Origin of the sequence: Paenibacillus sp. Soil522 (assembly GCF_001428245.1) — a bacterium.
In the GTDB taxonomy this organism is placed as follows: domain Bacteria; phylum Bacillota; class Bacilli; order Paenibacillales; family Paenibacillaceae; genus Pristimantibacillus.
Map to the genome: position 1 here is coordinate 1 of NZ_LMRV01000049.1, position 14,318 is coordinate 14,318.

Below are 14,318 nucleotides of genomic sequence, written 5' to 3' on the forward strand. Positions count from 1 at the left end.
AATGCTGCTACAGCTATCCGTTTTCTTCCCTGATCGTGTTGGGCAGCACCTTCGGTAGGGGGCGGAGCTCCCTTGCCTTGACAACATCAATAATACGTTTACACAAAATTCTTGACAGACCCAAAAATAACCTTTAATTACCGTTTAGCCATGGCACCGGTTGAAGTTATTGATTATGTAATCATCCATGAATTATGCCATCTCACTCATATGAACCATGACCGGTCCTTTTGGAGACGCGTAGGAAGCATTATGCCGGATTATAAAGAAAAGGAAGAGTATTTGGCAAGGCATGGGCATGCTATGACTCTTTAGGACTTATGCAAGTTGCTGAGAATATTATCAAGTAGCAAAAGGAGATAGGAAATGCCAACTATTATTACAAAACCGTTCGATCAAGACATGCAGACCCTTTTAAGCGAATTAAAATCAGGTTATCATGCAGGGGAATTGAGCAAGAAGGAAAAGTCGGAAATACCGGAAGAAATCTATGTGATTGAAGCTGAAAATAATATGGTCGGATACGGCGTGGTTTGGGAATACGATAATGGGAAACAGTTAATCCATAAGGCGGAAAAGGATTATTTTAGCAGCGACGAGAAGTACCTGGAAAAGGACTTCTATATTGATATTAAAAACAAAACAGATTTTGTATTTATTGAAGCATTGGATGTTTTAAAGGAGTATGAAGGTAAGGGGTATGCCGCATTCTTTATGAACTGGCTTAAAGAGAAGTATCCGAATAAAAAAATGTATGTGTATACACTAGATAAATCACGGAATTTTTGGTTTAAGCAGGGCTTTGAGGTTGTGGGAAATACGATATGGATGTCCTATAATTAAAGCTCCTTAAATGAAAGAAACATCGCTGTTCGGACCCTTCCTAATTCGGAAGGGTTTTTCTGTTGGAAGTGGAATTTTATAGTAAGTAATTCGTTAGGATATCATCTGCATCGAATGTGGAAGGAGACAGTTAATGACCAGTCGTAATCAGCAGCGGTTGTCAACTGCCGAAATGGTCGCTAAGGACCGTGCGGGAAGAGGCTACCGTGTTTGCATAAGCGCATGCCATATACCGCTCATTGAGAATTGTACCGAAGCGGTTCAGCTTTTACACCCCAATGAAGTGGAGTATTTCCGCTCCCTGCAGTATGTGAGGAGACAGCGGAGCTACCTGCTGGGCAGATATTCTGCAAAACGCGCAGCAGCAGTGTTGATAGGCGAGGATCAGCTTGACAAAATCATGATTGACCGGGGGATCTTTACTCAACCGGTCGTTGTACATGCTAACCATTCCAACATTCAAGTTAGTATAAGCCATTGCGATAACGTCGGCATTTCGATAGGCTTTCCGGAAGCTATGCCGATGGGCATCGATATAGAGCGGATAGACAACCGGAAAATAGAAACGCTGGAAGCGCAGATGACAGCTCTCGAGCAGGAAGTGATACGCTGGCTTCCGTATCCGGCTCCGGTGAAGCTTATGCTGCTGTGGACGGCGAAAGAAGCATTGTCCAAAATATTGAAAACAGGCTTGATGATCCATTTCAAGTTTCTTGAGATCGATCATTTTGAGGTAAAGGACGGATTCATTTATAGCTGCTTTGAAGGATTTCCTCAGTACTGTACCCTTTCGTACATCATCGAGGATTACGTATGCTCCATCACATACCCCAAAAGGGCATCGTTTTCTATTGAGACGCTGCATGGACTCCGTCAGAATCTCATCAAAGTGATTTCCGATACGTAGTGGATAAAAGTGTTGACATATCGTTAAATATGTGCATAAAATTTAGTTAGAGATCGAATCATTTATTTGGAAGGGAGGTGATACATGTGAATTCCTGTTCGATTAACAAAAGCGGTTCAATCAAAAAACCCCGGTTTTTCGGCTGTATGATCTGTTATACGGGGGGGTGGATTTGGTATGGCATTCAGAAGCTTAAGTCACTGAGAAGCTAATGTTTTGGAAACCGGGGTTAGCCTGCTGAGCCTTACACATCGAGCTGGTGATCGTGTATAATATAGGAGCGGACTTACTTTGGACGATGAGGGTGAATGAATGAACACGACACTGTACGGATCAATAGGATTTTGGTTCAAAAAGAATTACCGCAACGTGTGCAATTTTTTGGACCAAAGGTTAGTGGAATTTAACGTGACGAACTCGCAGCTGGGCGTCCTGATGATTTTGTGGGAGAAAGAAGGACTCACGCAAAAGGATATGGTGCAAGTGCTGGGTATACAGCCTGCCTCCATGACCTTCCTGTTGAAAGGTCTTGAGGATAAGATGATGATCCGGCGCGAACACGATAAGCTGGATACTAGAATCAATCGCATCTATTTGACCGCAGCAGGCTTGGCCTTGAAGGAACCATGTCTTGCGATTGTAGAAGAGGGAGAGAAGATTGTCCGGCAAGGATTCTCGAAGGAAGAGATAGCCCTCTATCTGTCATGGATGAAACGGGTTGAGGAAAACTTCAACAAATAATGAAGTTGATTTTTTCTTGTTTTATAGTTAGATAGCTAATTAATTAACTGGTTAAAGTAGTTTATGATTAAACCTGAATTAGTCGAACTTATCCATTAAAAGCGACTAATTCGGGTTTTTTTCTTTTCAAAATAGTTAGATATAAACATATTGACAGCGTAATTATGCTTTGATATCATAACAACTGTAAATCGAAAATATGGAGGAATGTGGGAATGAGTCAAAATAATTCAAGTTCATTGTATGAGCGGAAAAATCTTTTGAGAGTTCCGGAACTCGAGCAAATCGTACCTGAAGGCTCTAAGGCGTTTTTTCAATTCATGGGGGAAGCGTTTAGTGAAAAAGCGATTTCATCCCGCACAAAGGAATTGATCGCTGTAGCCGTAACCCATGTCACAGGCTGTCCGTATTGTATCGACGTTCATACCGGAAAATTCAAGAAGCTTGAAGGCTCGAAGGAAGAAGTCGTTGAGGCTATATTAGTCGCCGGGACCGTAAACGCCGAGACTGTCTTGTTTCACAGTGTAAATGCATGGAACACGATCGATAACAAAGTAGTAAATGAGCTTTATAGTACAACAAATTTAGAGCGGTTCGCCGAGGTGCAGGATACGAAACCGGAAGCGTTCGCTGCTTTCGAACAGTTTCGCAAGGCTGCGCTGGCTCCCGGCGCAATCGATGCAAAGACGAAAGAGCTGATCGCGGTAGTCGTATCCCATGTCAATGGCTGTGCCTACAGCATTGACGTTCATACGAAGAGCTTTAAGAAGCTGGGCGGAACAGAGGAGGAGCTGATAGAAGGACTTTTGGTTGGAGGTGTGGCAAACGCAGGGTATGTGCTTACGCACGGGATTAATGCATTGAATGCATTTGATTATCAGGCGGGTCCGAATCCATCTGTAACCAAAGTTTAGGAAGAGGAGGAGATGATCATTATGAACACGACACTGCTTATTGTTGCCGGATGCGTTCTTGTATGCTGCTGCATATTTGTCTTTTCGAGATTCATGCGCAAGAGGAACAGATAGACACTTTGACGGTAACTGTTCAATCATGAGTTGAGAGCCTATTATACGAAAGCGGGTGCCGCATGCAAGCTCAGGCTGAACAGCATCCATCATATTCAACAGGGATGAGACAGGTCTTCATTATCGGTTTAGGATTGTTCGTCATCTTCCTGGACAGTACAGTCGTAAATATTGCGCTGCCCAGTATGGTCGATCAATTCATGATCCCCTTGAGCACGGCATCGTGGATCATAAATGCTTATACGATGACGGTAGCGATCCTTCTTGTGTTTATGGGGAAGGCAGCGGATTTATACGGGAAGAAAAGGATGTACGAATTAGGGCTTCTGCTCTTTATGTTAAGCTCGTTACTGTGCGCGGTTTCGTCAAATGTGGAGCTGTTGATAGCGGCGAGGGTGCTTCAAGGCATTAGCGGAGCGATGGCGATTCCCGCAAGCATGACGCTCGTGCGCACAATGGTGCCGAAAGAGAAGGTCGGCATGGCAATGGGGATTTGGAGCGCGGTTGGCGCATTGGCGATTGCGATTGGTCCGAGCGCAGGCGGGATACTAACTGAGGCCTTCGGTTGGCGATACGTTTTCTATATCAATGTTCCAATCATTTTGCTCGCGATCTTCCTGACCCGGGTATCCCTGCGTGCGCATACGGATCAACGGGTAAAGGGGCGGCTGGATATTGCCGGAACCCTAATGCTGAGTATCGGATTATTTATTCTGATTTATTCTTTTTTGCGGGCACAGGAAAGCGGTTGGTTGAATGCGGCAACGATCGTTATGATCGCTTCCTCCTTGCTCCTTTTATGCTTATTTACATGGTGGCAGAAAGCCGCTAAGGCTCCTCTGATTGAGCTTAGTATTTTTCAGGACAGAAATTACCTCACGGGCGTTCTGTCCAACATGCTAGGCGGCATTCTGCTAATGGGAACGATGATTATTTCTCCGCTCTATTTAACTCAGGTCAAACACTTTACCACGCTGAAAGCTTCTCTTATCATGACACCTATGTCAGCAACCTTACTACTCGCAGCACCCCTAATAGGCAAAATCATCGATAGATATGACAGCCGGCTGCCGATTCTCATTGGTTATTTGCTTACTTTGGCCAGCTTTACATCTTTCGGCATGCTCGACAGCGACACTCCTACCGCCCTGCTTATTCTCCTATTAACGTGCGCGGGAATCGGGATCGGAATCATTGCGGTAGCCAGCCTGACGATGAGCACTTCGACTATCCCGCCAAATAAGCTGTCAACCGCATCCGGGATATTTGCGATGTTCAGAAATTTGGGAGGCGCGCTAGGGGTAGTCATCTTTATTTCCATTACGATGACCTCCATGAATATGAACGCGGCCGGGCTGCAGAAGGATGTTGCGCATAAGATCCGGCAGGCTGATATTTCTGAAGCATCGAAAGCAGCATTCCTCGAGCGGATCAGCGAAGCGGACAGCCTCACAGCTGCAAACAAGATAGCTGGCGTGGAAGCTGTGTTTATGCAGGGAGTTGGCGGGAATGAATCAGAGGTAATGCTGGAGCTCTATCAGTCTGAATTAAGACGGTATGAAGCTTACGGTATTCGCAATGCGTATCTCGGGGGAGCCGTTATGTCCTTATTATTTATGCTATCCCTTCTGCTGCTGCGCAAGAAGCCTATGCCGGAGCCTGTGATGAAATAGGGTAATTCCAAATTGGGAGGTCTACATGTCAACCTATTCAAATGTTTTGAAGCTCGGATCCGAGCTTGGCATCGATCCGGTAGGGAGTATTATCGCATCCGCTAAGTCGGTATTTCGCCTTGAAGCGGATGTGCAGAATGAAATTAAGCTGCAGCTGATCAAGGATAATTTCACCTTCCATTATGAGAACAATGCCTTATATAAGAAAGTATGTATGGAAAAACAGGTTTCCCCGAAAGACATTCAAAGTATCGGCGATCTTGTGAAAATTCCTACGATTGCGATCGCCAAGTTTAAGGACGTAAATGCTCATTTGCTGCTGACCAAGCCGATTACCGAGCTGCAGCATGAGCTACGGAGCACGGGAACAAGCGGAATTCCGAGTATTTCCCGGCGCGACGAACAGACGTTGACCCGGAGCGTACACAGCATTTATGCCATGTTCCGGGAGATGTTCGGATTTTTTGGAGGCGGTGCGGTCTTTCTGGCACCGTCTGCTGAGGATATGCCGGAGATGGGACTAGTCAAGCTCGTAAATATGTTCTCCGGTCTCCTCGACTCGAGCAAGTTCTTTGTCCATGATTCTTCCTTTGATCCGCAGACTGTGCTTGACCAGCTGGATAAGTGGAAGCATGTTCATACGCGTCATATTATAGGCCCGCCGTTTCTAGTAGAGCGGCTGGTCCAATATGCGGCCGGGCAGCAAACGCCGGTAAAGCTGGACCGGCAGTCCAAAATTATTACGCTTGGCGGATGGAAGAGCTACACGGGCCGCGAGATCGACCAGCTTGCGTTCAACAAGGAAACGGCTATGGTTTTCGGAATTCAGGAAGATCAGGTCCGTGACATGTTCGGCTTAGTAGAGACCAACTTCATGGCCATTGACTGCGAGGAGCACGCCAAGCATGTGCCGCCTTGGGTTCATTTCTCCGTCAGGGATATGGATCATCCCGAGCGGGAGGCGGAGCCGGGAGAACCGGGCCGGTTGGCTGTATATGACCCGTCCTCGCTTGCTTATCCCGGTTTTATTATGACGGAGGATCTGGTGTATGTGAGTAAATGCGGCTGCGGCCGGCATGGCCAAACGGTCCATTATATGTATCGCATTAAAGGAGCCGAGATTGGCTGCTGCGCGATCAATTTGGAGAAATATATGTCGGACAAGGAAGCAAGAATTACGCAGTGCCCGATTGGTTAGGTTGGTTAAATCGAGAGAAGAGTGGTGGGTGTGCATGTACAACGCAATCATCTCCGAGCATTTTATGAGTCCCCGGAATATCGGAGAGCTTGAGATGCCGGATGAGCGGATCAAGATTGGCAACCCAATCTGTGGAGATACGATTCATGTGGGGATCGAATTAAAGGATGATCTGATTTTCGACATTAAATATAAAGCATATGGCTGTGCGGCGTCTATCGCGACCGCCAGCATTTTTAGCGAATATGTGAAAGGAAAGACGCTGCAGCAGATCAGGGATACACCGCTGGCTGACAAAGAAACGATGTTAGGCGAGCTTGAACCGAATCAGATGCATTGTTATGAGATCTTATTGGAATTATTTCATTCTTTGTGTCTTGTTAAAGCGGTGTAGCTGATGGACGGCACCTATTTTGATTATAACGCGACAACGCCAATCGATCCCTCTGTATCCCATGCCATGATTGAACACCTTTCTTTGTACGGAAACCCGTCCAGCAACCATCAAGCCGGACGTTCAGCCAGAGCTGCGGTACAAGATGCCAGAGAGCAAGCGGCTGCTCTGCTTAACTGCAAAGCCAGCGAGCTTCATTTCACCTCCGGGGGAAGCGAAAGCAATAACTGGGCGGTGAAAGGCTGGTTATCGCAGTGGAAGGGGACGAGACCGCATGTGATTACCTCATCGATTGAGCATTCATCGGTGCTTGAGGTGCTTCACTATGCAGCCCGAGAGTGCGGGGTTGATGTAACCTATCTGCCGGTGAATGCCGAAGGATATGTATGTGCTGAAGCTGTGGCTACAGCCTTGCGGGAAGAGACGAGGATGATTAGTATCATGCTCGCCAATAACGAATTAGGCACCATTCAGCCGATTCGGGAAATTGCCCGCATTGCACGCTCCAATCATATTTTCATGCATACCGATGCTGTGCAGGCAGTCGGAAAAATCAACGTTGATGTACAAGAGCTTGGCGTACATGCGCTTTCCTTTTCCTCGCATAAATTTTACGGGCCTAAAGGGGTAGACGGGATTTATTTGAGCAGCGGCTATCAGCTGGAGCCCCTCGTTCATGGCGGCGGTCAAGAATCCGGCATGCGCAGCGGAACGGAGAATGTGCTATCGCTGATCGGACTCAGCGAAGCGTGCCGGCTTGCGCGTGCGGAGACGGCTGAAACGGAACAGCGACTGGCTGGATATAAGCTATTGCTGGAGAAGAGGCTGAAGAAGCTGTCGCCGCAAATCCGGATAAACGGATCGATGGACGCTGCAAGGACGCTGTCCAATACGATGAATATACAAATACCGAATATTAGAGGAGAAGCGCTGGCGGCTTATCTCGATCACCGCTTCGGAATCGCGGTTTCAGTCGGCTCGGCATGCAGCTCCAACCAGGAGAAGAAGCTCTCCGGCGTGCTGATGGCGACGGGGCTTACGGAAGCGGAAATTCAGACTTCCATTAGAATCAGTATGGGAAAATTCACTAGAAGAGAGGATTTGGATTACTTCATTGATTCAATCGAACAGGCGCTGGAGCATTTCTATCGGTTAATGCCGGCCTGACTTACCTATCGAAAGGAGTTCAGCGATGAATATTAAGTTTCAAACGTTTTCTAAGAAAAATATGATCGAGCTTTTGAAGGCGAAGGTGTTAATCGGAAATTTGCAGCTGCAAGACATTAAGCCGGAGGATATCGCCGATGATGCGCCATTGTTTGGGGAAGGGCTCGGGCTTGAATCTATCGACGCCTTCTACATTGCCGGCGGGATACAAGAAAGCTTCGGTGTAGTCATTGACCGGACAAAGCTGCATCAATTGAAAAATCATTTTCAGTCTGTAAACACGCTGGCAGCCTATGTATCTGAGCTTCTCGGAGAACGTTTTGCCAAGCAAGGTGGAAACGAATGAGTGTTGAAACGCAGCGGCAAACTTTTTTTAGCAACCTGGTAGATTTGTTGCAATACCGCGCCGTTATTCAACCGGATTTGAAGCTGTACACGTACTTGACGGATGGTGAAGAGCAAGCTGTCTCCATTACGGCGTCTGAGCTGAGCAAGCGGGCAATGGCTGTCGCAGCAGCCATGATTAGGGAGGGAAAGCGGCATACGACAGCCCTGCTGCTCTATCCGCCTGGCATTGACTTCGTTGTCGGGTTTATGGGCTGCTTGTATGCCGGCGTAATCGCTATACCCGCTTATCCCCCTCATTTTCGCAGGCCTACCCCGAGGCTGGATAGCATCATCACAGACTCGGGTCCAACCATTGCTCTGACGACCGAGAGCATGATGATGGATATCCAAGCGCATTTGGATCCTTCTTCCCGTATCTCTCATCTTAACTTGCTGGCTACTGATCGTCTTAAAGCTGCGAATCAATATGCATGCGCTCCTTGCTCGGGCAATCAGTTGGCCTTTCTGCAGTATACATCCGGATCTACGGGCAATCCGAAGGGCGTGATGGTGACACATGGAAATCTCATTCATAATATGTCGCTAATCGCTGCCTATTTTCGGTTATCGCCACAAACCAAAATTGTTAACTGGCTTCCCGCTTACCACGATATGGGCTTAATCGGACAATTATTAATGTCGCTGCTGCTTGGCTGCGAGCTTGTCTACATGTCGCCCGTAAACTTCATGCAGAAGCCGATACGCTGGCTCAAGGCGATAACCCGGTATGGCGCTACGTACAGCGGAGCCCCGAACTTTGCTTATGAGCTCTGCGTGAACAAATTTAATCCGGGTACAGACAGCGATATTGATCTAAGCAGCTGGGCGCTTGCCTTCAATGGCGCCGAGCCGGTTCGCGAGGATACGCTGCGCCGGTTTGTCGAGACATTCGCGCCATATGGCTTCAATGCGAATAGCTTAGCACCTTCGTACGGTTTGGCGGAAGGCACTTTGTATGTAGCAGGCTGCAAGAGAGAGGAGCCGTACACCAGCTTATGGGTTCGTTCGGATCGCTTGGAACAAAACGAAGTGCTTGTGACTGAGGAGGGCGCTCCCGGATCGAGGCCGCTCGTTGCTTGCGGCGTCATTGTGCCGGAGCAGCGCGTGCTGATCGTTAATCCGCAGTCCGGACAGCTATGCGCTGAACAAGAGGTAGGTGAAATTTGGGTCAGTGGCCCGAGTGTCGCTGGGGGGTACTGGAACAATCCGGAAGCGACGGAAGAGGTGTTTCAAGCGGCTCTTGCGGCATATCCGGAGGAGCGGTTTCTCCGTACGGGAGATTTGGGATTCATTCGGCAATCTGAGTTGTATATTACAGGGCGAATCAAGGATGTGATCATCATTGCCGGCCGGAATCATTACCCGCAGGATCTTGAGCTGACCGTGCAGGACAGTCATCCGGCTATTCGCAAGGAGTACATCGCCATGTTCCAAGCAGTCAAAGGGAATAAGGATATTGTCGTGGCAGTGGCCGAATTGAACAGGGAATACCGTCACCGTACCAAGCATGATCCAGATACGGATTTGTTACATAGGGAAGTTCTGGCGGCTGCCAGAGAGGCGGTGGCGGAGGCGCATGACCTGATGCTGGATGAGTTAATTCTGATTAGGACGGGGACGATTTCCAAAACCTCCAGCGGGAAAATTCAACGGCGCTTGGCCAAAAGCCAGTATGAAGAACAAAAACTTCAAATGTTGTAAGGGGGCCGATGATGAATTCAATAAATGAGCCAAACCGGATACAAGAATGGCTGGTTGAGGAAATAAAGGAGATGCTTGAGATGGACAAGAGCGAGATCGACATTCATCAGTCATTTAGCAGCTTCGGACTCGACTCTGCAGCCATCATGATGCTCTCCGGCGAACTGGGCAGACTGCTGCAGCGGAAAATATCTCCGACTATCTTCTGGGAATTCACGTCTATTCATGCGCTTGCGTCTGCTCTCGAGGGGGAGAATGGCCGCGATATGCCGGATGCGGAGCGGGCAACACGTCAACTTAACGCTTATGACCGGGAGCCGATCGCCATCGTCGGCATGGGCTGCCGGTTTCCTGGAGCGAATGGGGTACGCGCGTTTTGGGAGCTGCTCGTTCAGGGCAAGGATGCCATAGGAGCCTATCCGGCGGACCGGCTTAAATTGAATGAGCCCGTTGTCGGCCGTGAAGGCGGCTATCTCGAAGGGATTGACGGCTTCGATTATTCGTTCTTTAACCTTTCCTACCGGGAAGCCATTCGCATGGATCCGCAGCAACGTATTCTATTGGAGGTAGTATGGGAAGCTTTCGAGGATGCGGGAATCCCTCCTTCCGATTGGGCAAATACGATGAGCGGTACATTTATCGGCATATCGGGCAATGATTACGGCAGGAAGGATTTGCTGGCCGAAGAACCGCATATTTTATCCTTAACGGGGAATGCCTTGAGCATTGCTGCGAATCGTCTATCGTATCTTTACAATTTAAACGGCCCCAGTTTAGCTATCGACACAGCATGCTCCTCCTCGCTTGCAGCCGTTCATATGGCATGCCAAAGTATTTGGTCAGGCGATTCCAAGCAGGCGGTCGCAGGAGGCGTTAATATTATTTTGACGGATGGTATTACAACCAGTTTATCCAATGCGGGTATGCTTGCTGGAGATGACCGCTGCAAAACCTTCGATGCGAAAGCCGACGGTTATGTGAGAGGAGAAGGCTGCGGGGCCATTCTTCTGAAGCCTTTGTCCAAAGCGGTAGAGGACGGAAATGACATTTATTCGGTCATTCGGGGAAGCTCGCTCAACCAGGATGGACGGAGCAACGGAATAACCGCACCGAATCAGCATGCGCAGGAGAAGCTGCTTCAGGCCGCTTATACGCAAGCAGGGATTCGGTTTGATGACATTGGTTACATCGAGAGTCATGGAACAGGGACTTATTTAGGTGATCCTATTGAGGTTAAAGCGCTCGGAAACGTAGTGTCTACAGGCAGAACGACTGCTGACGCTTATTATCTCGGATCAGTCAAAACGAATATCGGGCATCTTGAGGCGGCAGCCGGAATTGCGGGCTTGATGAAAGCCGCTTTGGTCCTAAAACACGGGATCATTCCGCCAAACCTGCATTTCGAGAAATGGAATGATGAGATACCGCATGCGAAGTATGCCGTCCGCGTACCGCTCAAGTGCGAGACGCTGACACCCGGATTATGCGCAGGAGCTAGCTCATTCGGCTTCGGCGGCACAAATGTTCATGTGGCTATGGGCCCTTTCATGGCTGAACAGTCATACGCAGCGCAGGACTTAGCGGAGCAGCCGGAGTTGTTCGTGCTGTCTGCACGCCGCAAGGAAGGGCTTTCCCGGCTGGCGGAGCAATATATTCATTTGATCCGCAGCGGATACGCAGAGCAAGAATGGCAGCTAAGCGAGCTCTGCAGCAGCCTGTGGCAAGGACGGCAGCATCATAGCCACCGGCTGGCGCTGGTCGCCTCCTCTTTCGACGAGCTGGCCGAAGGTTTGGAGTCGTTTCATGCTGAGGAAGAGCATACGGGCTTGAAGGTTGGAAATACCGTTCTATCGGAACAAGAAATCGTCTTCTGCTTTTCCGATACAGGGTCTGATGAAGAAGCTTATGTGCAGCCCGTTCAAGATCAGTCCTTTCAACAAACTTTTTTTGTCGTGAATCAATTCGTTCAGATGCAGGGCGCTTCTAATATAGAAGAAAGGCAGCGATCGGCATTTTATGTGTTCGCGTGGCAGTTTGCTTTCGGACGGATGCTTCGCGACTGGGGAATTGTTCCAAAGTTCTCTACGGGTGCCGGGGTAGGGGCGATCACGGCCGCAGTCCTGAATGGAACGATTACAATGGTGGAAGCCGTTCAATGGCTAAAACAAGTGGTTTATTCGGCCGAGGATAACCAAGAGCTTGAACAGAGCGCTTCCGAATGCCTCATTTATATAGGTCCGCTTTCTTCGCTCTCCGCCGAAGATGTGAACCGGCAATCGCATGCTTCCGGGTCCCGTAAAATCATCCTTGGTAATGGGCAGTCCAGATTGGCGTTACTGGGGCTTGCGGGTGAATTACACGCAGCGGGCTTCCGTACGAAGCTGTACGAGGGTAAAGGCCGAACACATATGCTTCCCGTGTATCCCTGGCATCACCAATCCTGCTGGAGAGCGGCCGAACGGCCGCAATCAAGCTCATTTGAATGCTTCTGTTAGCGAGGGGGGATGAACTTGCTGACTAAGGATGTCATTGTGATTGGCGGAGGGCAAGCGGGTTTGGCTGCCGGTTACTATTTGCGGCAAGCGAACCGGGATTTCCTGATTTTAGATAAAGGAGAATCCGTCGGCGAGAGCTGGAGAATTCGCTATGATTCGCTGCAATTATTTACGCCTCGCCGTTATAGCGGGCTTCCGGGCATGCAGATGCAGGGAAGTCCATGGGGATATCCACATAAAGATGAGATTGCCGAATACTTAGCGGAATATCAGCGTAAGTTCCTTCTTCCTGTTCAATTGCGAACGGAAGCACGAAAGATCGTTGTTCGAAATGGTCAGTTTTGCATCACGACTCCTGAAGGGAAGATGACGGCTAATCAGGTTGTCGTCACGACAGGACCTTTCCAAAGCGCTAATTATCCTCATTTCCGCAGCCAATTATCTTCGAAAATCATGCAGCTTCACACGGTTGAATACCAGAATCCCGGACAGCTGCCGGGAAGCAGCGTGCTGGTTGTTGGAGCGGGAAATTCGGGCTCGCAAATCGCCTATGAGCTGTCCAAGACTAAGAAGGTATACTTGTCTGCGTCAGGCGCTATTCAATATTTACCTTACCGGGTACTGGGGAGAAGCTTGTTTTGGTGGTATGACAAAATCGGTCTGCTGCAGAAGGGACCGGAGACACGTCTCGGTAAAAAGTTGATGGCCAAAAAGGATCCGTTGTACGGGTTTGAGCTCAAAAAAGCGATTGCGCGCGGAGAGGTTTCTGTCGTTCCAAGGGCGGTAGGAGCAGAGGGAGAAAGAGTCATATTCGAAGACGGCTCCGACATGCAGGTCAGCGCAGTCATTTGGGCAACAGGCTTCAAGCCGGATTACAGCTGGATAGACATCCCCGAAGCTTTTAACGCGGATTCGGCCATTGCTCATGAACAAGGGGTTAGCACGGTGCCGGGCTTATATTATGTCGGGCTTCCATGGCAATCCGCCCGCGGGTCGGCATTAATCGGCTGGGTGCATCGCGACGCGGAATACATAGGGCAAGTGATAGAGCGCTACGGAGAACGGCAGCAGGAACGAGGGCTTTATTATGAAAATGTTGCTTCAATGACGCAATAGGCAGCTTGCTGGCTTCCTTTCTTATAAACCCGAAAGATAGACACTTTGATAAACAAAGTGCCCGTCTTTCGGGTCTTTTTTTGCTTACTTGGATGATGTTGGATTTGTCCCCGCGATATCGTTTCAGCCTATGCAGCGAACCCTGACCATGCTCCAGAATGGTATGTAAATATCAAATCTGCACAATGGCAAACGCCAAAACCGTTGGAAATCGGCTCTAAAATCGCATTTAAAGCACATTTCCTGGGAAAAGAACTCTCGTACGTCTATCAGATAACGGAGTATATCCCGGGAGAAAGGCTTACAATGAAAACGGCTGACGGACCTTTTCCAATGGAAACCACTTATACTTGGGAGACTACTGATAGAAACGCAACCCGAATGACTTTGCGGAACAAAGGCAATCCGGCCGGGTTTTCCATGTTGTTTGCCCCGTTTATGTCGTTGATGATGAAACGAGCAAATAGCAAGGACTTGAAAAGAATCAAGCATATACTTGAAAAACAGGCTTTCAACGATGTCTAGACGGAGCTTGATCAGCTCATTCCTTTACGGCACCGATCACTATCCCAGCCGGACTTTACATATTGTAACTACATATAGAGCCAATATTCATCATTATGTATGATGAAATGAAACGGTATTCAAGATAACATTGGATTATCTGT

General features: G+C 48.5%; 13 protein-coding genes and 1 pseudogene. All 14 read left to right on the forward strand.

Going from position 1 to position 14,318, the window contains the following annotated elements; all coding sequences use genetic code 11:
- Positions 1-126: 126 nt before the first annotated feature.
- Positions 127-315 (forward strand): annotated as a pseudogene (locus ASG81_RS29955) (M48 family metallopeptidase); the annotation flags it as partial.
- 51 nt (positions 316-366) lie between these two features.
- Entirely contained in the window at positions 367-843 is a 477-nt protein-coding gene (locus ASG81_RS16300) for a GNAT family N-acetyltransferase (RefSeq protein WP_056636334.1), read from the forward strand.
- Between the two features lie 133 nt (positions 844-976).
- On the forward strand, positions 977-1,750 hold the full coding sequence (locus tag ASG81_RS16305; RefSeq protein WP_056636335.1) for a 4'-phosphopantetheinyl transferase family protein: 774 nt from the start codon (positions 977-979) through the stop codon (positions 1,748-1,750).
- A gap of 312 nt (positions 1,751-2,062) precedes the next feature.
- Complete coding sequence (locus ASG81_RS16310) at positions 2,063-2,491, forward strand: MarR family winged helix-turn-helix transcriptional regulator (RefSeq protein ID WP_056636337.1); 429 nt, start codon at positions 2,063-2,065, stop codon at positions 2,489-2,491.
- 215 nt (positions 2,492-2,706) lie between these two features.
- Positions 2,707-3,405, forward strand: coding sequence for a carboxymuconolactone decarboxylase family protein (locus ASG81_RS16315; protein ID WP_056636340.1), 699 nt, complete (start codon positions 2,707-2,709; stop codon positions 3,403-3,405).
- Between the two features lie 176 nt (positions 3,406-3,581).
- On the forward strand, positions 3,582-5,192 hold the full coding sequence (locus tag ASG81_RS16320) for an MFS transporter (protein ID WP_056636341.1): 1,611 nt from the start codon (positions 3,582-3,584) through the stop codon (positions 5,190-5,192).
- A gap of 25 nt (positions 5,193-5,217) precedes the next feature.
- Positions 5,218-6,390, forward strand: a complete 1,173-nt coding sequence (locus ASG81_RS16325; RefSeq protein WP_056636342.1) for a LuxE/PaaK family acyltransferase — start codon at positions 5,218-5,220, stop codon at positions 6,388-6,390.
- Positions 6,391-6,424: 34 nt separating this feature from the next.
- Positions 6,425-6,784: an iron-sulfur cluster assembly scaffold protein gene (locus ASG81_RS16330; RefSeq protein WP_056636343.1), complete on the forward strand. Its 360-nt coding sequence runs from the start codon at positions 6,425-6,427 to the stop codon at positions 6,782-6,784.
- A gap of 3 nt (positions 6,785-6,787) precedes the next feature.
- Positions 6,788-7,951 (forward strand): cysteine desulfurase family protein, encoded by a 1,164-nt coding sequence (locus tag ASG81_RS16335; protein ID WP_056636346.1) that lies wholly within the window; start codon positions 6,788-6,790, stop codon positions 7,949-7,951.
- Between the two features lie 25 nt (positions 7,952-7,976).
- Positions 7,977-8,297 (forward strand): phosphopantetheine-binding protein, encoded by a 321-nt coding sequence (locus tag ASG81_RS16340; RefSeq protein WP_200961529.1) that lies wholly within the window; start codon positions 7,977-7,979, stop codon positions 8,295-8,297.
- Positions 8,294-10,039, forward strand: coding sequence for a fatty acyl-AMP ligase (locus tag ASG81_RS16345; protein ID WP_056636348.1), 1,746 nt, complete (start codon positions 8,294-8,296; stop codon positions 10,037-10,039). Before ASG81_RS16340 ends, ASG81_RS16345 begins: the two co-directional genes overlap by 4 nt.
- Positions 10,040-10,047: 8 nt before the next feature.
- Positions 10,048-12,534, forward strand: a complete 2,487-nt coding sequence (locus ASG81_RS16350; protein WP_081417383.1) for a type I polyketide synthase — start codon at positions 10,048-10,050, stop codon at positions 12,532-12,534.
- Between the two features lie 15 nt (positions 12,535-12,549).
- Positions 12,550-13,650, forward strand: a complete 1,101-nt coding sequence (locus ASG81_RS16355; protein WP_442952893.1) for a flavin-containing monooxygenase — start codon at positions 12,550-12,552, stop codon at positions 13,648-13,650.
- 117 nt (positions 13,651-13,767) lie between these two features.
- Positions 13,768-14,175, forward strand: a complete 408-nt coding sequence (locus tag ASG81_RS16360; RefSeq protein ID WP_268795785.1) for an SRPBCC family protein — start codon at positions 13,768-13,770, stop codon at positions 14,173-14,175.
- The last annotated feature ends 143 nt before the right edge of the window (positions 14,176-14,318 follow it).

Coding starts and splice junctions, on each gene's coding strand:
- ASG81_RS16325 (WP_056636342.1), top strand. CDS start 5,218: ATGTCAACCTATTCAAATGTTTTGAAGCTCGGATCCGAGCTTGGCATC.
- ASG81_RS16345 (WP_056636348.1), top strand. CDS start 8,294: ATGAGTGTTGAAACGCAGCGGCAAACTTTTTTTAGCAACCTGGTAGAT.
- ASG81_RS16320 (WP_056636341.1), top strand. CDS start 3,582: ATGCAAGCTCAGGCTGAACAGCATCCATCATATTCAACAGGGATGAGA.
- ASG81_RS16310 (WP_056636337.1), top strand. CDS start 2,063: ATGAACACGACACTGTACGGATCAATAGGATTTTGGTTCAAAAAGAAT.
- ASG81_RS16340 (WP_200961529.1), top strand. CDS start 7,977: ATGAATATTAAGTTTCAAACGTTTTCTAAGAAAAATATGATCGAGCTT.
- ASG81_RS16315 (WP_056636340.1), top strand. CDS start 2,707: ATGAGTCAAAATAATTCAAGTTCATTGTATGAGCGGAAAAATCTTTTG.
- ASG81_RS16305 (WP_056636335.1), top strand. CDS start 977: ATGACCAGTCGTAATCAGCAGCGGTTGTCAACTGCCGAAATGGTCGCT.
- ASG81_RS16335 (WP_056636346.1), top strand. CDS start 6,788: ATGGACGGCACCTATTTTGATTATAACGCGACAACGCCAATCGATCCC.
- ASG81_RS16300 (WP_056636334.1), top strand. CDS start 367: ATGCCAACTATTATTACAAAACCGTTCGATCAAGACATGCAGACCCTT.
- ASG81_RS16330 (WP_056636343.1), top strand. CDS start 6,425: ATGTACAACGCAATCATCTCCGAGCATTTTATGAGTCCCCGGAATATC.
- ASG81_RS16350 (WP_081417383.1), top strand. CDS start 10,048: ATGATGAATTCAATAAATGAGCCAAACCGGATACAAGAATGGCTGGTT.